General features: G+C 70.8%; 16 protein-coding genes. 6 read left to right on the top strand and 10 right to left on the bottom strand.

Translation table 11 applies throughout. The annotated features are described in order from the left end of the window. Positions 1-90: 90 nt before the first annotated feature. A complete protein-coding gene (locus tag AB0K92_RS02400) occupies positions 91-714 on the bottom strand; it encodes a hypothetical protein (protein WP_365918575.1) in 624 nt (207 codons plus the stop codon). Positions 715-881: 167 nt separating this feature from the next. Between AB0K92_RS02400 and AB0K92_RS02395 the strand changes: the two genes are divergently transcribed. Both AB0K92_RS02395 and AB0K92_RS02390 read left to right on the top strand, forming a co-directional pair. After that, positions 882-2,093, top strand: coding sequence for a pyridoxal phosphate-dependent aminotransferase (locus AB0K92_RS02395; RefSeq protein WP_166002000.1), 1,212 nt, complete (start codon positions 882-884; stop codon positions 2,091-2,093). Between the two features lie 89 nt (positions 2,094-2,182). Next, positions 2,183-2,596: a hypothetical protein gene (locus AB0K92_RS02390; protein ID WP_365918573.1), complete on the top strand. Its 414-nt coding sequence runs from the start codon at positions 2,183-2,185 to the stop codon at positions 2,594-2,596. Between the two features lie 327 nt (positions 2,597-2,923). Here AB0K92_RS02390 and AB0K92_RS02385 read toward each other — a convergent pair whose 3' ends face one another. Then, on the bottom strand, positions 2,924-4,759 hold the full coding sequence (locus tag AB0K92_RS02385) for a phosphoenolpyruvate carboxykinase (GTP) (protein WP_365918571.1): 1,836 nt from the start codon (positions 4,757-4,759) through the stop codon (positions 2,924-2,926). Positions 4,760-5,083: 324 nt separating this feature from the next. Here AB0K92_RS02385 and AB0K92_RS02380 point away from each other — a divergent pair, with 324 nt between their 5' ends. The 4 genes from AB0K92_RS02380 to AB0K92_RS02365 all read left to right on the top strand — a co-directional run bounded on the left by AB0K92_RS02380 (position 5,084) and on the right by AB0K92_RS02365 (position 8,888). Next, complete coding sequence (locus AB0K92_RS02380) at positions 5,084-5,812, top strand: hemolysin III family protein (RefSeq protein WP_365918569.1); 729 nt, start codon at positions 5,084-5,086, stop codon at positions 5,810-5,812. A gap of 160 nt (positions 5,813-5,972) precedes the next feature. Then, a complete protein-coding gene (locus AB0K92_RS02375; protein ID WP_365918567.1) occupies positions 5,973-7,526 on the top strand; it encodes an MFS transporter in 1,554 nt (517 codons plus the stop codon). Further along, complete coding sequence (locus AB0K92_RS02370; protein WP_365918565.1) at positions 7,523-8,152, top strand: TetR family transcriptional regulator; 630 nt, start codon at positions 7,523-7,525, stop codon at positions 8,150-8,152. The genes AB0K92_RS02375 and AB0K92_RS02370 overlap by 4 nt, the downstream gene beginning before the upstream one ends. A gap of 4 nt (positions 8,153-8,156) precedes the next feature. Further along, positions 8,157-8,888: a Mut7-C RNAse domain-containing protein gene (locus AB0K92_RS02365; protein WP_365918563.1), complete on the top strand. Its 732-nt coding sequence runs from the start codon at positions 8,157-8,159 to the stop codon at positions 8,886-8,888. On the opposite strand, the gene AB0K92_RS02360 is transcribed toward AB0K92_RS02365, so the two are convergent. The 8 genes from AB0K92_RS02360 to mca all read right to left on the bottom strand — a co-directional run bounded on the left by AB0K92_RS02360 (position 8,885) and on the right by mca (position 20,126). After that, complete coding sequence (locus tag AB0K92_RS02360) at positions 8,885-11,290, bottom strand: galactose oxidase early set domain-containing protein (RefSeq protein ID WP_365918561.1); 2,406 nt, start codon at positions 11,288-11,290, stop codon at positions 8,885-8,887. The genes AB0K92_RS02365 and AB0K92_RS02360 overlap by 4 nt on opposite strands. Then, positions 11,287-12,480 (bottom strand): glycosyltransferase family 2 protein, encoded by a 1,194-nt coding sequence (locus AB0K92_RS02355; RefSeq protein ID WP_365918559.1) that lies wholly within the window; start codon positions 12,478-12,480, stop codon positions 11,287-11,289. Before AB0K92_RS02355 ends, AB0K92_RS02360 begins: the two co-directional genes overlap by 4 nt. Further along, entirely contained in the window at positions 12,477-14,126 is a 1,650-nt protein-coding gene (locus AB0K92_RS02350) for a phospholipid carrier-dependent glycosyltransferase (RefSeq protein WP_365918557.1), read from the bottom strand. Before AB0K92_RS02350 ends, AB0K92_RS02355 begins: the two co-directional genes overlap by 4 nt. Further along, positions 14,123-15,385: a glycosyltransferase gene (locus tag AB0K92_RS02345; RefSeq protein WP_365918555.1), complete on the bottom strand. Its 1,263-nt coding sequence runs from the start codon at positions 15,383-15,385 to the stop codon at positions 14,123-14,125. Before AB0K92_RS02345 ends, AB0K92_RS02350 begins: the two co-directional genes overlap by 4 nt. A gap of 306 nt (positions 15,386-15,691) precedes the next feature. Beyond that, complete coding sequence (locus AB0K92_RS02340; RefSeq protein ID WP_365918553.1) at positions 15,692-17,731, bottom strand: thioredoxin domain-containing protein; 2,040 nt, start codon at positions 17,729-17,731, stop codon at positions 15,692-15,694. A gap of 225 nt (positions 17,732-17,956) precedes the next feature. Then, positions 17,957-18,712 carry a hypothetical protein gene (locus AB0K92_RS02335; RefSeq protein WP_365918551.1) on the bottom strand — a complete coding sequence of 252 codons (756 nt, stop codon included), beginning with the start codon at positions 18,710-18,712 and terminating at the stop codon, positions 17,957-17,959. Between the two features lie 312 nt (positions 18,713-19,024). Next, on the bottom strand, positions 19,025-19,273 hold the full coding sequence (locus AB0K92_RS02330; protein ID WP_365918549.1) for a hypothetical protein: 249 nt from the start codon (positions 19,271-19,273) through the stop codon (positions 19,025-19,027). Further along, on the bottom strand, positions 19,266-20,126 hold the full coding sequence (gene mca, locus AB0K92_RS02325; protein ID WP_166005203.1) for a mycothiol conjugate amidase Mca: 861 nt from the start codon (positions 20,124-20,126) through the stop codon (positions 19,266-19,268). The genes AB0K92_RS02330 and mca overlap by 8 nt, the downstream gene beginning before the upstream one ends. Positions 20,127-20,208 lie beyond the last annotated feature (82 nt).

The raw sequence follows: 20,208 nt of genomic DNA, 5'->3' as shown, positions 1-20,208 counted from the left end.
CACCTTAGCGCGCGCCTCTCGGCGGGATCAACGCTCGTCCGGCGGCCGCCGCCCGGTGACCACCGGGCCGCCACCGGCCGGTCGCCCGGCTCACTTGGGGCGCTTGGTGCCGCCCGGACCGTGGCCCGGGTTGCCGTTGGCGTTGCCGGGGACGTCGTCCGGGACGGGGGTCGTGGTGGCGGTGGCGGTGGCGGTGGCGGAGGGCGCCGGGGCGGCCGGAGGTGCGGTGGTGGACGACGGGGCGGGGGTGGGGGGCCCGGAGGGCGTGGCGGAGCCGGGGCCGCCGCTCGCCGGTGTGCTCGGCGGCGGGGTGGAGCCCGGCGCCGGCGCGGTGCCGGTGCCGGCCTCCGGGAGCGGGCCGGCCTTACGGGTGTCCCGGTCCGCGCCGGACGGCGTCCCCGTGCCCGCTTCGCCGGCCGCCGGACTGGTGCGGTCCTTCTCGCCGCGCGCCCCGCCGTCCGAGGACGGGGACCCGGCCAGGGAGAACCCGGCGATCAGCGCGGCCGCGGACACCGCGCCCGCGGCGGCCACGGCCCCGGCCGCCCGCCGCTGCCACCACGGGCTGGGCTTGCGCCGCGAGCGGCGGGGCCCGGGCGGGGTGAGCGGGGGCAGCTCGCGGGTCTCGTCGTAGGTGTTCTGCCAGCCGTGTGCCGCCGCCGGGTCGGCGTACTCCTCGTAGGCCGGAATGTGCTCCGGCTGCGGCTGGTACACCATCGGTGGACCCTGGTGTTCACCCGTTCTGGGGGGCTCGGACATGGCCGCGCATTCTAGGGACTGGAGTGACTCCAGGGACAGTGCGAAGTCATACCGGCCCAAATCACTCGTCTCACGTGGCGGAAAACACGACCCGCGCAGCGATACCCGGCCGTAAGCTCCCAGACATGCAGGTGATCCAGTCGACCAAGCTCGCCAACGTCTGTTACGAGATCCGGGGTCCGGTGCTCGAGGAGGCGATGCGGCTGGAAGCTGCCGGTCACCGCATCCTCAAGCTGAACACCGGCAACCCGGCGGCGTTCGGCTTCGAGTGCCCGCCCGAGATCCTGGAGGACATCCTCCGCAACGTCTCGACAGCCCACGGCTACGGGGACGCGAAGGGCCTGCTGGCCGCGCGCCGGGCGGTGGTCATGCACAACCAGACCATCGGCATCGAGACCGACGTCGAGCACGTCTTCATCGGCAACGGCGTCTCCGAGCTGATCGTCATGGCGATGCAGGGCCTGCTGGACGACGGCGACGAGGTGCTGGTGCCCGCCCCGGACTACCCGCTGTGGACCGCCGCGGTCTCGCTGTCGGGCGGTACGGCCGTGCACTACCGCTGCGACGAGCAGTCCGACTGGATGCCGGACCTGGCCGACGTCGAGCGCAAGGTGACCGACCGCACCAAGGCGATCGTCATCATCAACCCGAACAACCCGACCGGCGCGGTCTACGACGAGGCCGTCCTCAGGGGCCTCACCGACATCGCCCGCCGCCACAACCTGCTGGTCTGCTCCGACGAGATCTACGACAAGATCCTCTACGACGGCGCCACGCACACCCCCACCGCCGCCGTCGCCCCCGATCTGCTCACCCTGACCTTCAACGGCATGTCGAAGGCGTACCGGGTGGCCGGCTACCGGGTCGGCTGGATGTCGATCTCCGGCCCGCGCGCGCACGCCGACTCCTACATCGAGGGCCTGACGATCCTGGCAAACATGCGGCTGTGCGCGAACATGCCCGGCCAGCACGGGGTGGTCGCCGCGCTCAGCGGACGCCAGACGATCAACGACCTGGTGCTGCCGGGCGGGCGGCTGAAGGAGCAGCTGGACGTCGCGTACGAGATGCTGACCCGGATCCCGGGCGTGAGCTGTGTCCGCCCGAAGGGCGCGCTGTATCTCTTCCCGCGCCTCGACCCGAAGGTCTTCAAGATCAAGGACGACCGGCGGATGGTCCTGGACCTGCTGCGGCAGGAGAAGATCATGGTCGTCCAGGGCACCGGCTTCAACTGGCCCGAGCCGGACCACTTCCGGGTCGTGACGCTGCCGACGGCGGGCGATCTGCGCGACGCGATCGGGCGGATCGGGAACTTCCTGGACGGCTACAGCCAGCCGTAACACTCCGCACCCCAGCTTCCGGGATCACTCTCAACTTTAGAACGAATCCAATGTAGGATGCCTTCTGTCACAGCACAGGAGGCCATCCCATGTACGAACCGATCCGCACGAAGTCGGTCCACACGATGGCCGGCACCCCGGACTTCCCCCACCGGTCGCGCGAGGAGGAGCTGGACATCCAGCTCGCGGGCCATCTCGCCGCACTGCTCGCCGTGACCGACGAGCTGCGCGCCCTGGCCCCCTCCGACGACCTGGACACCGCCGCCACGCGACTGGCGGAGCAGGTGGCCCGGCTGCGGGGCGGCAAGGCGCCGGTCCGCTCCGCGGTGAGCGCGGTGTCCGAGCCGCACCTCGCGGCGCTGCACCAGCGGGCGCACGCGCTCGCGGGCCGGGCGCTGGTGGTCGCGGCCTCCCGCGCGGACACCGCCGCCGCGATCCTCGCCGCGGAGCGGATGGACGCGCACGCGGAGGCGCTGGGCCCGCGGGAACTCGCGTCCCGCTGACCCCTCCCCCCTGAACGGCCCCGGTCCGCGTGCACCCGCAGCGACGCGCGGACCGGGCGCCACGGATGCACCGCACCGCCGTGAGCGCTCGTGCGCCGTCAGCGGTCGTGCGCCGTGAGGGCGCCCTGCCGTCTGCGGTTGCCCGGCACCTGTGGCCGGTCACGCCGCTCCTCACCGCCGCCGAGGTCCGGCCGCGCAGACACCGAAGCCCCGCACGCCGTTGTGCGGGGCTTGGGTGCCGTGACGATGTCACCGCGGCCGGCCGTGACGATGTAGCTGGTCAGGGCACAGTCGGTTCAACCGGCCGCGGAGTCTTGGGGGCGGGCCTCAGCCCAGGCGCTCCACGAGCGCGCGGTACTCGTCCCACAGCTCCTTGGGGGTGTGGTCGCCGAAGGTGTTCAGGTGCTCGGGGATCAGAGCGGCCTCCTCGCGCCACACGTCCTTGTCCACCGTCAGCAGGAACTCCAGGTCGGAGTCGGCCAGTTCGAGGCCGTCGGTGTCCAGGGCGCCCTTGGCCGGCAGGATGCCGATCGGGGTCTCGACGCCCTCGGCCTTGCCGTCCAGGCGCTCCACGATCCACTTCAGGACGCGGGAGTTCTCGCCGAAGCCGGGCCAGACGAAGCGGCCCTCGTCGTCCTTGCGGAACCAGTTGACGTAGTAGATCTTCGGCAGCTTGGCCTGGTCCTTGTCCTTGGCCACGTCGATCCAGTGGGCCATGTAGTCGCCCATGTTGTAGCCGCAGAACGGGAGCATCGCGAACGGGTCGCGGCGCAGCTCGCCGACCTTGCCCTCGGCGGCGGCGGTCTTCTCGGAGGCCACGTTGGCGCCGAGGAAGACGCCGTGGTTCCAGTCGAAGGACTCCGTCACCAGCGGTACGGCGGTGGCGCGGCGGCCGCCGAAGAGGATCGCGGAGATCGGCACGCCCTTGGGGTCCTCCCACTCGGGCGCGATGATCGGGCACTGCGAGGCGGGGACGGTGAAGCGGGCGTTGGGGTGGGCCGCCGGGGTCCCGGACTGCGGGGTCCAGTCGTTGCCCTTCCAGTCGGTGAGGTGGGCGGGCGGCTCCTCGGTCATGCCCTCCCACCACACGTCGTTGTCGTCGGTGAGGGCGACGTTGGTGAAGACGGCGTTGCCCCACAGGGTCTTCATGGCGTTGGCGTTGGTGTGCTCGCCGGTGCCGGGCGCGACGCCGAAGAAGCCCGCCTCGGGGTTGATCGCGTACAGGCGGCCGTCCTCGCCGAAGCGCATCCAGGCGATGTCGTCGCCGATGGTCTCGACCGTCCAGCCGGAGATCGTGGGCTCCAGCATGGCCAGGTTGGTCTTGCCGCAGGCGGACGGGAAGGCGGCGGCGACGTACTTCGGCTCGCCCTGCGGCGGGGTGAGCTTGAGGATCAGCATGTGCTCGGCGAGCCAGCCCTCGTCGCGCGCCATGACGGAGGCGATGCGCAGGGCGTAGCACTTCTTGCCGAGCAGGGCGTTGCCGCCGTAGCCGGAGCCGTAGGACCAGATCTCGCGGGTCTCGGGGAAGTGCGAGATGTACTTGGTCTGGTTGCAGGGCCAGGGGACGTCCTGCTGGCCGGGCTCCAGGGGGGCGCCGAGGGTGTGCACGGCCTTCACGAAGAAGCCCTCGGAGCCGAGCTCGTCGAGGACGGCCTGTCCCATCCGGGTCATGGTGCGCATCGAGACGGCCACGTACGCGGAGTCGGTGATCTCGACGCCGATCGCGGACAGCGGCGAGCCGAGCGGGCCCATGCAGAAGGGCACGACGTACATGGTGCGGCCGCGCATCGAGCCGCGGAACAGGCCGCCTTCGCCGCCGGAGCCCTGGAAGATCTCCCGCATCTCGGCGGGGGCCTTCCAGTGGTTGGTGGGGCCGGCGTCCTCCTCCTTCTCGGAGCAGATGAAGGTCCGGTCCTCGACGCGGGCGACGTCGGTGGGGTCCGAGGCGGCGTAGTAGGAGTTCGGGCGCTTGACCGGGTCGAGCTTGCGGAAGGTGCCCTTCCGGACGAGCTCCTCGCACAGCCGCTCGTACTCGGCCTCGGATCCGTCGCACCAGACCACGTTGTCCGGCTGGGTCAGTTCCGCGATCTCGTCGACCCACGAGATCAGTTCCTGATGGGTGGTCGGACTGACGGTGGTGGGAGCCGCGTTGTCGCGCGCCACGATCGCTCCTAAGAGAGGGTTTTTTGTCCTGTCTGCCCCGTGGGGGCCGCGACCCGGATGCTTCGCAGCCGCTCATCCGGTGCCGACCGCACTCATTTGATCATCCGAGGTGGCTGCGCATTTGTCCAGAGGGCCGCACACCTGAGCGCCGTGAGACACGCCACGTCCTGCGGTTATCGCCGCGATTCTTTGCGTCCACCTGGAGTTCCGGTGACCTTTTCTTGGCGTGGCCCACCCGCCGACCGGGTACATCCCTTCGCGACAGCCCCCGCTGTCGTCCGACCCTGATCCGTCACTTACGACCCCGTAGGTACGATGCCCCGCATGACTGCGTCCGCCTCCGACGCCCACACGCACACGCCGGTCGCCGACCGCGGTTCCGTGGCGCGCCACCTGCCGCACCCGTCCTTGCCGGACTCCGTCAAGCCGAAGCTGCGGGGCTGGCTGCACCTCGGCATGTTCCCCGCGGCACTGATCTCGGGCCTGGTGCTGACGGCCCTCGCGAACTCACCGCGCGGTCGCATGGCGTGCGGCATCTACGCACTGACGGCCTGCCTGCTCTTCGGGGTGAGCGCGCTCTACCACCGGGGCACCTGGAGCCCCCGGATGGACGGCGTGCTGCGCCGACTGGACCACGCCAACATCTTCCTGATCATCGCGGGCACCTACACGCCGCTGACCGTGCTGCTGCTGCCCGACGCGAAGGGGAAGTGGCTGCTGTGGGGCATCTGGGCGGCGGCCGTGGCCGGCATCGCCTTCCGGGTCTTCTGGGTCGGCGCCCCGCGCTGGCTGTACACGCCGTGCTACATCGCGATGGGCTGGGCGGCCGTGTTCTTCCTGCCCGACTTCCTGCGCACGGGCGGCGCCGCCGTCCTCGCCCTGGTGGTCGCCGGCGGGATCCTCTACAGCCTGGGCGGGATCGTCTACGGCATCAAGCGGCCCAACCCGTCACCGCGCTGGTTCGGCTTCCACGAGGTCTTCCACGCCCTGACCGTGGCGGCGTTCGCCGCCCACTACGTCGCGATCTCCCTCGTGGCGTACCGGCACACGTAGACCCCGCTCCCCCGGGCCCTCCCCGGCCGGCCTCCGGGCCACGGCTTGCGAGCCGTGGCCCTTTTTCATGCCCGGACACCACGGCCGGCAGCCGGTGCGGACAGCCGGCACGGACGGCCAGCATTGACAGTGTCCTGCTTTTGAGAGCTACTGTCATTTCATGGCTACTGTCACTCATGCGAATGAGACCGGCTCCGACCCCCGCCGCTGGTGGACCCTCACCGCGCTCGTGGCGAGCATGCTGACCCTCGGCTTCGACATGACGATCCTCAACGTCGCACTGCCGACGATGGCCGGACAGCTCGGCGCGAGCACCGGTGAGCAGCAGTGGATGGCGGACGCGTACGTCGTCGTCTTCGCCGCGCTGATGCTCCCCGCGGGGCTGCTCGGCGACCGCTTCGGCCGCCGCAGGATGCTGGTGGCCGGGCTCGCCGTCTTCCTCGCCGGTTCCGTGGCGGGCGCACTCGCCGACGACGTGCCCGCGGTGATCACCGCGCGGGCGGTGATGGGCGTCGGCGGAGCGCTGATCACGCCGCTCTCCCTGTCCGTACTGCCCTCGCTCTTCGGGCCGGGAGAACGCACCAGGGCCGTGGGCGTCATCTCGGCCGCCTCCGCACTCGGCATGCCGCTCGGCCCGGTCATCGGCGGCTGGCTGCTCGACCACTTCTGGTGGGGCTCGGTCTTCCTGGTCAACGTGCCGATGGCCGCCCTCGCCATCGCCGCCGGTGTCTTCCTCCTGCCGGAGACCCGCGACCCCTCCTCGCCCGAGGTCGACACCGTCTCCACCGCGCTCACCGCGGCCGGGCTCGGCCTTCTCATCTACGCGATCATCGAGGCGCCCGAGCGCGGCTGGGCCGACCCGCTGACCCTCGGCGGGCTGGGCGCCGCCCTCGTCCTGCTCGTCCTGCTGGGCTTGCGCGAACGGCGGGCCGCGCGGCCCATGCTGGACCTGGTGCTGCTGGCCCGGCGCGGGTTCCTCGTCAACGCCCTTGCCGCGACCCTGGTGATGTTCGTGCTCTCCGGGCTGCTGTTCGTGCTGCCGCCCTACCTCCAGGCGGTCCTCGGGCACGACGCCCTCGGTACGGGGATTCGGCTGCTGCCGCTGATGGGCGGTCTCCTCGTCGCGGCACGCGCCGCCCAGCCGGCCGTCGCCCGTTTCGGGGCCAGGCAGGTGGTGTGCGCGGGCCTCGCGGTGCTGGCGTTCGCCGCGCTGCTGGGCGCCCGTACGACGGCGGAGTCCGGCTACGGCTTCATCGCGCTGTGGCTTTCCCTCGCCGGTGTGGGCTTCGGCTTCGCGGTCGTGCCCGCGATGGACGGCGCGCTCTCCACCCTCCCCGCCGACCGCGCGGGCAGCGGCTCGGGACTCCTCATGACCTTGCGCCAGGTCGGCGGCGCGATCGGGATCGCCCTGCTCGGCTCCCTGCTCAGCGGCGCCTTCCAGGACCGGCTCGATGTCGCGGGACTCCCGGAGCGGGCCGCGGACACGGCCGGGGAGTCGGTGGTGGCCGCCCACCTCGTCGCCGAACGGGCGGACGCACCCGATGTGATCGCCTCGGCGAACGTCGCGTACACGCACGGAATGGCCCAGGTGCTGCTGGTGTGCGCGCTGGTCTCGCTGGCGTCCGCGCTGCTGGTGGCCGCCTTCCTGCCCGCCGCCCGGAGCGCGCCCGCCGCCCCGGACATGGCCACGCCCGCCACGGATGCCGGACAATGACCTGCATGACGGCCGCACGCACCTCCGCCCCCGCCGACCGCCCCCAGCTGGGACTCCGGGAACGGAAGAAGATCAAGACCCGGGAGGCGATCCGCGAGGCCACCTACGCGCTGATCGAGGAACAGGGATACGAGGCCACGACGATCGAGCAGATCGCCGAGCGCGCCGAAGTCTCACCGTCGACCGTCTTCCGCTACTTCCCGACCAAGGAGGACATCGTCCTCACGGACGAGTACGACCCGCTGCTGCTGGCGGAACTGCGGGAGCGGCCCGCGGACGAACCCTGGCTGGAGTCCCTGCGGTACGTGCTGCGCAAGGCCGTCGGCTTCGGCGCGCACGAGGATCCCCGGGTGACCAGGCTGCGCACGACGCTGATGACCGAGGTGCCGGCGGTGCGCTCGCGGATGATGGAGAGCATGTCGGCCACCGGCGACCTGCTCGCCGCGGCCATCGCCGAGCGCACCGGCCGGGACCCGGAGAGCCTTGAGGTACGGGTGTTCGCGATGTCCCTGATCGGCGGTCTGATGGAAGCCACCCGGCACTGGGTGAAGGGCGGCTTCAGCGAGGACTTCGGCGACCTGGTGGACCGCGCCCTCACCGTCTTCGAACGCGGCCTGACATCCTGAGCCCGTGAACGCACCCGAGATCCACGTCGACGTCGCCCCCGGGCTCGCCCTGTTCGTCCCCCAGCACCGCCGCTCCGGGGCCACCCGGCTCGCCGTGGACGGCGTCTCGACGCTCGGGCACGTCGTCGAATCCCTCGGAGTGCCGCTGACCGAAGTCGGCTCGCTGGTCGTGGACGGGCGGGAGGTCCCCACCGGGCACATCCCCGCGGACGGCGAGCGGGTGAGCGTCCGGGCCGTCCCCCGCCCGCAGCGGGTCACCGGCGCGCCCTTGCGCTTCCTGCTCGACGTGCACCTCGGGACCCTGGCCCGCCGGCTGCGGCTGCTCGGCGTGGACACCGCCTACGAGTCGACGGACATCGGGGACGCCGCGCTCGCCGCCCGCTCGGCCGCCGAGCAGCGGGTCATGCTCAGCCGCGACCGGGGCCTGCTGCGCCGCCGCGAGCTGTTCTCCGGCGCCTTCGTCTACAGCACCCGCCCCGACGAGCAACTGCGCGACATCCTCGACCGGTTCCGCCCCCAGCTGCGCCCGTGGACCCGCTGCACCGCCTGCAACGGCCAGCTGCGCGAGGCCACCAAGGAGGAGGTCGCCGACCGCCTGGAGGCCGGCACCCAGCGCACGTACGACGTGTTCGCCCAGTGCCGGGAGTGCGGCCGCGCCTACTGGAAGGGCGCGCACCACGATCAGCTGGAGGCCATCGTGGAGCGCGCCCTGGCGGAGTTCGCGCAGCCCGGCTAGCGGCGCCTGACGTCCCCCTTGCCGCAGGCCACGCCGTCCCTGTCGCGGTCCAGGGCGAGCGGGTCGTCGGTGCCGTTGACCTTCAGGCGGCCGTAGTCGTTCTGCTTCAGCCAGGCGCAGCGGGCCGCCGTCGTCTTCTTGACCTGGGGCGGGAAGGCGGTGGGCACGCAGACGTTGGCGGAGCCGTAGTGGCGGTCGCAGCCGGAGACGGTGGGGCTCACCGGCTGGGAGGCGCGCTTCTTGCCGGGACCGGTCCGCTTGCCCTTCAGGTCGTCGGCGAAGGAGTGGATGTGCGGGGAGGCGTCCGTGGCCTTGAGCGCGGACGGGCCCTGGAGGTGCACCCACTTGGCGACCGAGGGCACCCCGTTGGCGTCGACCGCGAACAGCATGTACCAGCCGGGCGGGGCCACGTTCGGGTTGCTCGTCACGTTCAGGTCGACGTTGTTGCCGTCCACGGTCAGCGGCAGGTCCACGAAGCGCTGGTTCGGGTCGGAGGAGTGGGTGACGGCGGCCGGGCGGATCAGCTCCGCCTTGGCGATGGGCCGGTCGACGGTGATCCGCTGGGTGTCGCCGTAGGTCCACTCGGTGTCGATCAGCGAGGTGATCACCGGGCGGGGGCCCTTGAAGAGGTAGGGCGGGGTGTAGACCGACACCTTGTGGTTCCAGCTGCCGTTGCCCGGGTTGTCGCCGGTGGTCATGACCCGGCCGTCGGGCAGCAGGAACGCGGAGGAGTGGTAGCCGCGGGCCTCCGGGTCGGCGGTCACCGGGTCGAAGGTGTTCGTCCGCGGGTCGTAGAGCGAGGTCTCGAAGACGGGGTCGGCGCGGTTGTGCAGGGCGCCGCCCGTCTCCATGACCGTGCCGTCGGGCAGCAGCACCGCGGAGACGTACATCTTGCCCTGGTCGCCGGTCTGCGGGACCTTGCCGTTGCCGAAGTCGACGGTGCCCTGCGGCAGCGGCGGGCCGGCGACGTAGGACGGGTTCGGCTGCTTCAGGTCGATGACGTCCGTCAGCCGGTTCGCGGCCGGGTTGGAGTCGATGTTGCCGCCGCCGATGGTGAGGACCTTCTGGTCCTGCGCCGGGGGCAGCAGCACGCTCGCCGACTGGTCCCGCTCGTCCTTGCGCTGCAGGCCGGGCACCTGGGTGATGGTGTTGGCGTCGTAGTCGTAGATCGCGGCGCCGGTGCCGGGGATGTTGTTGCCGAAGACATGGCTGCCGGAGTAGAAGAGCCGGCCGTCCTGCAGGAGGATCATCGACGGGTACAGGCCCCAGAACGACCAGGTCTGCTTGACCTGCCAGGTCGGCAGCCAGCGCTGCTCGGCCTGCGACCAGCGCTCGGCGGTGACCGAGCCGGTGGAGTCCTCCTTCAGCCCGCCGAAGGAGAGCACGTCACCGTTGCCCATGACGGTCGCCGACGGATACCAGTGCCCGTCGTTCATGTCGTTGGTCCTGGTGTAGGTCTCCGTCGCGGGGTCGAAGACGTACGAGTCCTTGTACCCCTGGTAGCCGATCTTCCCGTCCGCGGACGGGTAGCCCTTGTTGCCGCTCATCACCAGCACCCGCCCGTCCTGGAGCTGGACGTGCCCGGCGCAGAACATGTCCCTCGGGGTGGGGATGATCTTGTAGCTGCCGTTCGCGGGGTCGTAGACGGCCGAGGTGAAGGTGCCCGCCTCGAACTTCTCCGGGTCGTTGCCGGAGCCCGCGATCAGCAGGACCTTGCCGTTGTGCAGGACGACCGAGTGCATGGACCGCACCGGGTTCTGCGCGGGCAGCACCTCCCAGGCGCCGTTGGCGCACTGGTCGGCGGTGCCGGTGCACCGCGGCGGCGGGACCGGGTCGGCGACCTGCTCCATCGTGTAGTCGTCGGTGGTGGCGGAGCCGGTGCCGTAGACGGAGACGCCCCAGCTGATGCGGTCGGTGCCGGGCGGCACCTCGGGGGTGCGCACGGACGCCTCGGTCCAGTTCCCCGCGAGCGGGAGGGTCTTCAGGTCGGTCCAGTACTGCCAGCCCGCCGTGGTGTCGTGCCGGAACAGGGTGATGTTGGCGTCCGGCGTGGTCGTCTTGTACCAGAGCGACAGGTCGTACTGCTTGCCGGCCGCCACCACCGGCGCGCAGTCCGCGGACTCCGTGATCAGCGCCTTGCGGTCGCCGTCGACCCGGCGGGTCAGCGTCACCTTCATCGCCTTGGAGCCGGAGCGGGCGTCGGCGGTCGTCTCGAAGGCGAAATCGTTCTCGCCCCAGCCGGACTTCTGCCAGCAGTACGGCATGTCACCGGTGCCGGCGGTCTCGAAGCCGGGGTTCTTGATGAGGTTGGCGGCGGAGGCGGGCTGGGGCGAGGCGAGCAGCAGCCCTCCGGTCAGCCCCGCCACGGCGAGCAGGGCGGTTCTTCTGCGGCGTTGGTTCACGCGGTCCTCCTTGCGGTGCGGCTCCGCCCGCCCGGTGCGCGGCGCGGCAGGTAGACCAGCGCTTCGGTGCCGACGAAGCGCAGGACGAAGGTGATGGCGAGGGCGAGCGCCGTGGCCGGCAGCACGGCCAGCCCGAACTGCGCCACCAGCAGGGCGATCAGCGGGATGCGCAGCACCAGGTCGGCGTTGGACAGCAGCGCGAACCGCAGGGTGCGGTCGGCCCAGTGGCGGTGCCGCCGCCGGTCGCGGAACAGCAGTTTCTCGATGAGCAGGAAGTTCCAGGCCACGCCGAACTGGTTGGCGACGATCTCGGCGGGCACGTAGTGCAGGCCCGCCTCGGTCATCGCCCACAGGGCGGCCAGGTTCGGGACGAAACCCGACAGCCCGATCAGTCCGAACACCACCAGCCGGGCCAGCGGGCCGGCGGTGCGCAGCCCGGCGAGGTGGCGCAGGAAGCGCAGGCCCTCCTGGGCGGTGGACTTCGACTCCCCGGCGAACCGCTCCTGGAAGACGAACGGCACCTCGCTGACCTCGCGGGGGCGGCTGCGCACCGCGAGTTCGAGGAGGATCTTGTAGCCGAGCGGCTGGAGCAGCTCCGCGGTGATGTCGCTGCGGCGGATCGCGAAGAAGCCGCTCATCGGGTCGCTGATGCCGTGCAGCCGGCGCGGGAAGAGCGCCTTGGTCAGCCAGGTCGCGCCGCGCGAGACGGCGACGCGGTAGCTGCCGGCGAGCCCGGCGCGGCTGCCGCCCTTGAGGTAGCGGGAGGCGACGACGAGTCCGGCGCCCGCGCGTTCGCCGGTGGCGACCAGTTCGGGGACGAGGGACGGCGGGTGCTGGCAGTCGCCGTCCATGACGACGATCCAGTCCGAGCCGGCCGCCTTCATGCCCTCGACGACCGCGCCGCCGAGCCCGCCCACGGGCTCCTCGCGGTGCAGCACGGTCACCGGGAACGGGCAGTCCGCCGCGGCGGCGCGGATGACGTCCGGGGTGTCGTCGGTGGAGTCGTCGACGAAGACCACCTCGCAGGGCAGCCGGGACGGCACCGACTCGGTGATCTGGTGCAGCAGCTGCCGTATGTTCGCCGACTCGTTGAAGGTCGGTACGACGATGGTGACGGCGCCCGGCTCGGCGACCCCGGCGACCTCGGGTGCCGTGACGGTCTCGTCGGGGACGGTGTACTCGTGGGTCATCGCTCGCCTCCCGGGGCGCCCGCGGTCTGGATGCGCCGGATCTCGATCCGGTCGGGGCCGGTGCCGAAGACGGCGACCGGCGCCGAGTGCTCGATGGCGGCCTTGACGTTCGGCAGGTCGACCGCGTCGCGCCGCACCGTCGGCGAGGCGACCACGTAGTCGAGGTCGCGCCAGCCGCGCGGCATGGTCCTGGTGACGGCCGGGTCGAGGTCGGCCTTGTAGAACCAGATGACGCCGAGGCCGGGGTCGTAGCCCTGGTGGACGAGGTCCAGCCAGAGCGCGTCGTCGACCAGGACGCGGGTGTCCCCCGGGTCGGGCACCTCGGTGGCCAGCCATCGCGCGGCGGCCCGGTAGGGGGCGTTGGCGTCGGTGGTCACGGCGGTACGGGCGCCGTCGTACCAGCGCGGCAGCACGTAGGCGCTCGCGGCGAGGGCGAGGACGGCGGCGAGCGCGTACCGGGCGCGCGACGGCCGGCGGCCGGCGCCGCCACGCTTGTGCAGCACGGCGTGGGCGACGCTGGCGGTGCCGCCCGCGAGGACCAGGGCGAGGAACGGCAGCGCCTGGATGATGTACATCGCGGGCAGGTAGCCGTTCGGGCGCAGCGCGACCAGGGCGAGGATCGCGACGGTCAGCGCGGGTCCGGCGAGCGCGCGGGCGGTGACCGACCAGCGCCAGGTCAGCAGGAGCAGCAGGGCGCCGGCGAGGCCGCCGAGGGGCAGCACGCGGTCGTAGTAGAGCCACGACCGGAGGACGCCGTGGGAGCCGGTGCCCTCGGTGAGGATGAAGCCGGAGCCGGGGCGGCTCATCTGGTAGACGATGCCGTCCCACAGCGACACATGGCCCGCGCCCGGCAGCAGCTCGCCCTTGAGCAGGGCGAACAGCGGGTACGACAGGCCGATCAGGGCGCAGGCGGTGATCGCGCCGGTGACCGCGAACTTGCGGGTGTCGCGGTGGCTGTGCCGCCACATGGTGAGCAGCAGGGCGGGCAGGACGACGAGCATCGTCTCCTTGGTGAGCACGGCCGTCGCGGCGGCGATGCCCGCGCCGAAGTGGTGCCAGAGGTGGCGGCTCGGGGAGGCGGCGAGGGTGAACGCGAGCAGCGTCCACATCACGGCGAGGTTGTCGAGGAAGATCTCGCGCTGGAGGACGACCGACAGCGGGGAGAGCCCGAACAGCGCCATGCCGAGCGCCGCGGCCCAGCGGGGCAGGGCGAGGCGGCGGCCGAGGACGTAGACGAGGACCGCGCTGACCGCGGAGATCAGCAGCATCGCGGCGCGCATGGTCCCGACGGTCATCGAGTCCGGGCTGATCAGCGCGGGTATCCAGGTCAGGACGGCGAGCTGGATCCAGCCGAGCGGCGGATGGTCGTACCAGTAGGTGTAGTGGGCGAGGCCGCGGCCCTCCTGGACGGCCCAGGCCTGGGCGAGGTAGGTGCCCTCGTCGTCGCTGAGGGTGGGGTAGTCGGCGATGTTCCAGCCCTGGACGACGAGGATCGCCACGAGGAGGACACCGCACAGGACCAGGTCGGGGCGGGAGGAGCGCAGTCGCTGCGGAGGCTGTGTTCGGCCGCTCGAACGGGTCATGGGCGCAGCGGTCCGCTGCGCGGGGACCTTGATTCCGGTCGCCGCGGGAAGGGTGGAGGTCACGCAGGAACGTCCTCTCGGTTCGCGTGCGCGAGATGAGCGCCGACATGGCTGGTCAGCTCCCAGTCGCTCTGGCCGCGCTGCTCGCGCCAGACGGCGCGGACGGCGGCCCCGGCGAGGAGCACCTGGTAGAAGGGGCCGCCCACGATGAGCTTCAGATAGTGGACGAACCGCACGCGCAGCCCGTACTGCTTGCCGAAGTCGTGGAGTCCCACCAGCTCGAAGACGAAGGTCACCAGGGCGGTGACGGCCGGCAGGAAGGTGATGAAGGCGACGCCGACGGGCACGTCGAGGAAGAGCGCGATCCCGACGTTGAGCGGGATGACCACCCCGGAGACGGCCTGCAGATACGGCGTCATGAGGGTGTAGCGGGCCAGGAGGCGCTGTCCGAAGGTGGGCAGCTGTTTCCAGTCGCGCTTGCGGTAGACCTGGAGGAACCCCTGGTTCCAGCGGGTGCGCTGCTTCAGCAGGCTCATCAGCGAGCCGGGTGTCTCCTCGCGGGTGACCATCTCGGAGTCGTAGGCGACGACGACCTTCTTGCCGACGCTGGACAGCCGTACGCCCAGGTCGCAGTCCTCGGCGAGGCAGTTCGGGTCCCAGCCGTCGGCTTCGCGCAGCACGTGGGTGCGGACGAAGACGGTGTTGCCGCCGAGCGGGATGAACCCCTTCTGGGCGTGCAGGTGCAGCCGGGAGCGGAACCAGAAGAAGTACTCCAGGCAGTTGCGCAGGCTGTACCAGCTGGAGTGGAAGTTGATCAGCTGGACGCCGCCCTGGACGACGTCGGCGCCGGTGGCGCGGAAGGCGTGGTCGACGTGGGCCAGCAGCTCCGGATGGACCTGGTCCTCGGCGTCGAAGACCCCGACGACGTCGCCGCGGCAGTGCGGCAGCGCCGTGTTCATGGCCTTCGGTTTGTTCTTCTTCTCGTGGGTGTCGACGACGACCCGCACCCGCGGGTCGCGCGCGGCGGCGCGCTCGGCGACCTCGGTGGTCTCCGGGTCGTCGTGGCCGACGATCACGATGATCTCGAAGTCGGTGTGTGTGGACTCCAGCAGGCGCTGGATGGTGTGGTCGAGCACGGCCTGCTCGTGGCGCGCGGGCAGCAGCAGCGAGAAGGACAGCTGCTCGGCCCCTTCGGGCCGGCTGAACCGGGTGGAGGCCAGCACTTCGGGCGTGCGCCACGCGTGCATCTGCCACCACAGGGTGAAGGCCGCCATCCAGAACAGGGCGAGCGAAACGGCAGCGATGAAGACAGACGTCAGCAAACAGATCCCCCCAGATCCCCAAAACCCCCATGCCGTGACGGCCGGCAGCGGCCGGGGTCACGGCATGTGCAGAGACTAGGGGGGAACCGTGAAGCGTGGGAGCTGTTCCGATAAAAAGCGTGTTTCCGGCCGGTGGGGTGCCTAGCGGGATCTAACCGAACACCTGCTCAGTTCCGATCATTTCAGACAGCGCTTTCCAGGCCGAAAGCCCAGCGCTCGGCGCCCGCCTCGGTGCCCGTTCGGCACCCCGTTCGGCGCCTGCTCGGCGCCCGTTCGGCGCCGGCTCGGCGCCCGCCTCGGCCCCGCTCAGTGCCCCGAGAGCGCCGCGCGCAGCCGCTGCGGGTCGGTCGTCGGAGCGTCACAGGTGAAGTTGCGGCAGACGTACGCGGCCGGTTCACCGCCGACCAGTGGCCGGTCCGCGAGCAGCGGGAACTCCTCGCCGCCCGCCGGGCCGTACGCCACGACCGCACCCGGCGCGGTGGCGAGCAGCGCGGTGCGGTGCAGCTCCCGCGCGCCGGTGTCGTCCGCCGCGCGCCCCACGACCGCCACCTCGCGCGGCCCGTCCAGCAGCGCCTCCGCCACCGCGAGGCCCCAGCCGATGAACCGCGGCACGCGCGGTCCCAGCACCTTCACCACGCCGAGCGCCCGCTCGGCGGCGGTGCGGTGCGGCGCGGAGCCGGTGTGGGCGGCGTAGCTCAGCAGCGCGCCCGCGGCGGCGGTCCAGCCGGACGGGGTGGCGTTGTCGGTCGGGTCCTGCGGCCGGCGGATGAGCCGTTCGGCGTCGGCGGCGGTGTCGAACAGCGCGCCGGTCTTCTCGTCGGCGAACCGGGTGAGCACGTGGTCGAGCAGCAGTCCGGCGAAGTCCAGCCATACGCCCTCGCCGGTGACGGAGGCCAGCGCGAGGAACCCCTCGGCGACGTCCGCGTAGTCCTCCAGCACGCCCGCGTTGGCGCCGGCCCGCCCGTCCTTGCTGGTCCGGGAGAGGTGGGCGCGGTCGTCGAGGTGCACCCTCACCAGCAGGTCGGCGGCGGCGAGGGCGGCGTCGACGAGGTCGGGGCGGTCGAAGAAGGCGCCGGTCTCGGCGAGCGCGGCGATGGCCAGGCCGTTCCAGGCGGCGACGATCTTGTCGTCCCGGCCGGGCGCGGGCCGCTCGCCGCGGGCCCGCAGCAGCCGCTGCCGTACGCCGTCGATCCGCGCGGCGTCGAAGACGCCCTCCTGCTGCGGCAGTTGCAGCACCGAGGAGCCGTGTTCGAAGGTGCCCTCCTCGGTGACGCCGAAGTACTGGGCGGCGAGCCGGGCGTCGTCGTCGCCGAGGACGGCGCGCAGCTGGTCCGGCGTCCACACGTAGTACGCGCCCTCGACGTGCCGCCCGGTTCCGTCGTCGCTGTCGGCGTCGAGCGCGGAGGCGAACCCGCCCTCGGCGGTGCGCAGCTCGCGCACCATGAAGTCGGCGGTCTCCAGGGCGACGCGGCGGGCGAGCTCGGAACCGGTGGCCCGCCACAGGTGGGCGTAGACCCGGCAGAGCAGCGCGTTGTCGTACAGCATCTTCTCGAAGTGCGGCACGACCCAGTCCCGGTCGACGGAGTAGCGGGCGAAGCCGCCCCCGAGCTGGTCGTAGATCCCGCCCCGCGCCATCCGCTCGCAGGTGTCCCGCGCCATCTGCAGGGCGCCCTCGGAGCCGGTGCGCGCGTGGTGGCGCAGCAGGAACTCGATCACCATGGACGGCGGGAACTTGGGCGCGCCGCCGAACCCGCCGCGCTGCGGGTCGTACTCCCGGGTCAGCCCCAGCAGCGCCTGCGCCAGCTCCTGCTCGCCGGGCACCTGCTTGCCGGCGCCGTAGTCGATCTCCCGCCCGGCGAGATCGCGGACGATCTTCCCCGCGACGTCGGCGACCTCCTCGCGCCGGTCGTCCCACGCCTGCCGCACGCCCTCCAGCACCTGCCGGAAGGAGGGCATCCCGTGGCGCGGCGCGGGCGGGAAGTACGTGCCGAAGTAGAACGGCTCCGCGTCCGGGGTCAGGAACACCGTCATCGGCCACCCGCCGTGCCCGGTGGCCGCCTGCACGGCCTCCATGTAGACGGCGTCCACGTCGGGGCGTTCCTCGCGGTCGACCTTGACGCTGACGAAGTGCTCGTTGAGGTACGCGGCGGTGGTCTCGTCCTCGAAGGACTCGTGCGCCATGACGTGGCACCAGTGGCAGCTCGCGTAGCCGACGCTCAGCAGCACGGGCACGTCCCGGCGCCGCGCCTCCGCGAACGCCTCCTCGGACCAGGGCCACCAGTCGACGGGGTTGTCCGCGTGCTGGAGCAGGTAGGGGGACGTCTCGTGGGCGAGTCGGTTCGGCATGGTTCCCATCCTGCCCCAGTACCCATTCCCCGGCGCACGGCACGGCGTTTCCGTGCTGACTCGCACAATGCCAGTGACGAAACGCCGACATCCGGAGTCTGACTGGTTGTTTTCATGCATCGGGGCGCATGGCTTCTGGCGTCCGCCTTTGGCGCGGACATGCCAGACTGATCACCGCAGTCCGTCCCGGACCCGCCCGAACCAGCAGCCACTCAATGCTGCCGGTCATTCCGTATCGATGTCAGCCTCGCCGAACGCGCGCTCGGAAGGAAGAATGCCCAAACTGACGATGAAGTCCTTCTCTCGAGCCGCGACCTCATGCTGACGCACGGTGATGAACTCAGCGTAGTCGTCAGCCTTGAGATGTTCGACTGAAGCGAGACTCACTCCGTGGGAGTCAAGGATGTCGGTCCTTCCCTCCTCTGCGAGTTTGATGAGCGCCTGTCGAATCGACACTCCCGGCGGCGTCGCCATAACAATGCGGTTAGCCGGGCTGGAAGCCCCCGGGACCTTGCTCTGCGTAATGATATGCCGGTAGGTCTCTCGATGCGCTGTCGCCAGCTGATCTACCACATTGATGCGACTGCCATCAGAGTTCATCCGATGGGGGAAAGTTTGCAAATCCCAGAGGAGATAGGCACGCACCCGCGCACTACGCAGGTCGAAACGCTCGGGGAAGGCGCGAGCTCGCTCATCCGAATAGCTGAGTTCGCCCTTTCCTTCAGCGAAGGCCTTCATCTCTTCGATGAACTTTCGCACCTGCGTGGTGTTGGCCCCTGCGAAGGTACCAGCGAGTGAGGTGATCCAGAACCAGTCGCGCAGCTTGTTCCGTTGCTCCTGGCCTACTTCCCCTGAGAAGTGGAAGAAGACAGCGAGCAGCATGATCTGGATGTTGTACGGAACCAGGCGGGCGAGCGGAACCTTGGCTTCGTATTGCAAGAACTCAACCACTTCCTGCAATGTCCCGTCGGTCTTCTCCACTGCGTCCATGAGCTGGCCCTGGACGCGGTGGTATTCACACGACAGTGGCATGTGCGTGACGCTGCCGGCATATCAGCTCCCAGGCCGGCTCGGCCAGCCACCCTGGGGAGCGTTGAACGGGACGCAATGGTCGACGGAGAGTAACTGCAACAACACAGAACACACCAACGCAACAGCGGGCAAAGAGAGCGGGCCTGCCTGGGAGCAAGCCCCACGCAAGGAATCACTGACGGCCAGGCTGCCCGGCTTGCCTGACGGAAAGCCGGGCGAGAACCGAGACGCCCCCCGACGCGTGCGGAACGTCAGGGCTCTCTACGCCTCGTCGGCCTTGGCTCCTACGGTCGCCGACTTCGCGTCGGCGCCGTCCGCCGGGGCCACCTCGAAGTCGACCTTGCCCATGTGCTTGTTCATGGACTTCATCAGGGCCCAGACGGCCAGGCCCATCACCGCGAAGACGATGAAGCCGAGGACACCGGGGGTGACCTTGTCCTTGTCGAACTCCTTGGCGATGGTCACGAAGTGCGTCACGGCCAGGCTTGTGCTTGGGGTCATGTCAGGCATTGTCCCGGATGCCCGCGAAGAGGTCGTCCTCGGGGAGGGAGGTATCGACGAGGGACTTCGCCAGCTCGTACTCCTCGGTGGGCCAGACCTCCTTCTGGAGCTCCAGCGGGACGCGGAACCAGCCGCCGTCGGGGTCGATCTGGGTGCGGTGGGCGAGCAGGGCCTTGTCGCGGATCTCGAAGAACTCGGCGCAGGGCACGTGGGTGGTGAGGGTGCGGTCCTTGAAGCCGGACTCGTCCCAGCGCTTGAGCCAGTCCCCGTAGGGGGACTCCAGGCCGCGGTCCAGCATGGCCTGGTGCAGGGCCTCGGTGCGGGGGCGGTTGAAGCCCTGGTTGTAGTACACCTTCAGCGGCTGGTAGGCCGGGCCGTACTCGGCCTCGGGGTACTTCTCGGTGTCGGCCGCGCCCTCGAAGGCCACCATCGTGATCTTGTGGGTCATGATGTGGTCGGGGTGCGGGTAGCCGCCGTTCTCGTCGTAGGTGGTGATCACCTGGGGGCGGAAGGAGCGGATCTTCCGCACCAGCTCGCCGGCCGCGTGGTCGACGTCCTCCAGGGCGAAGCAGCCCTCCGGCAGCGGCGGCAGCGGGTCGCCCTCGGGCAGGCCGGAGTCGACGAAGCCGAGCCACTCCTGCTTGACGCCGAGGATCTCCCGGGCCTCGTCCATCTCTTTGCGGCGGACCTCGTGGATGTTCTCCTCGATGTAGGTGTCGCCCTGGAGCTTGGGGTTGAGGATGGAGCCGCGTTCCCCGCCCGTGCAGGTCACCACGAGCACGTCCACCCCCTCGGACACGTACTTCGCCATGGTGGCCGCCCCCTTGCTCGACTCGTCGTCGGGGTGTGCGTGCACGGCCATGAGTCGCAGCTGGTCAGTCAAGGCTCTTCCTCGGTCGTTGTGTCGGCGCCCGGTGGACCGGGAGCGAACGGCGGCTTCTATA

It is taken from the genome of Streptomyces sp. NPDC052687, assembly GCF_040678395.1.
Lineage (GTDB): Bacteria > Actinomycetota > Actinomycetes > Streptomycetales > Streptomycetaceae > Streptomyces.
Note: the sequence above shows the minus strand (reverse complement) of the source record. Positions and strands in the feature narration are given on the sequence as shown.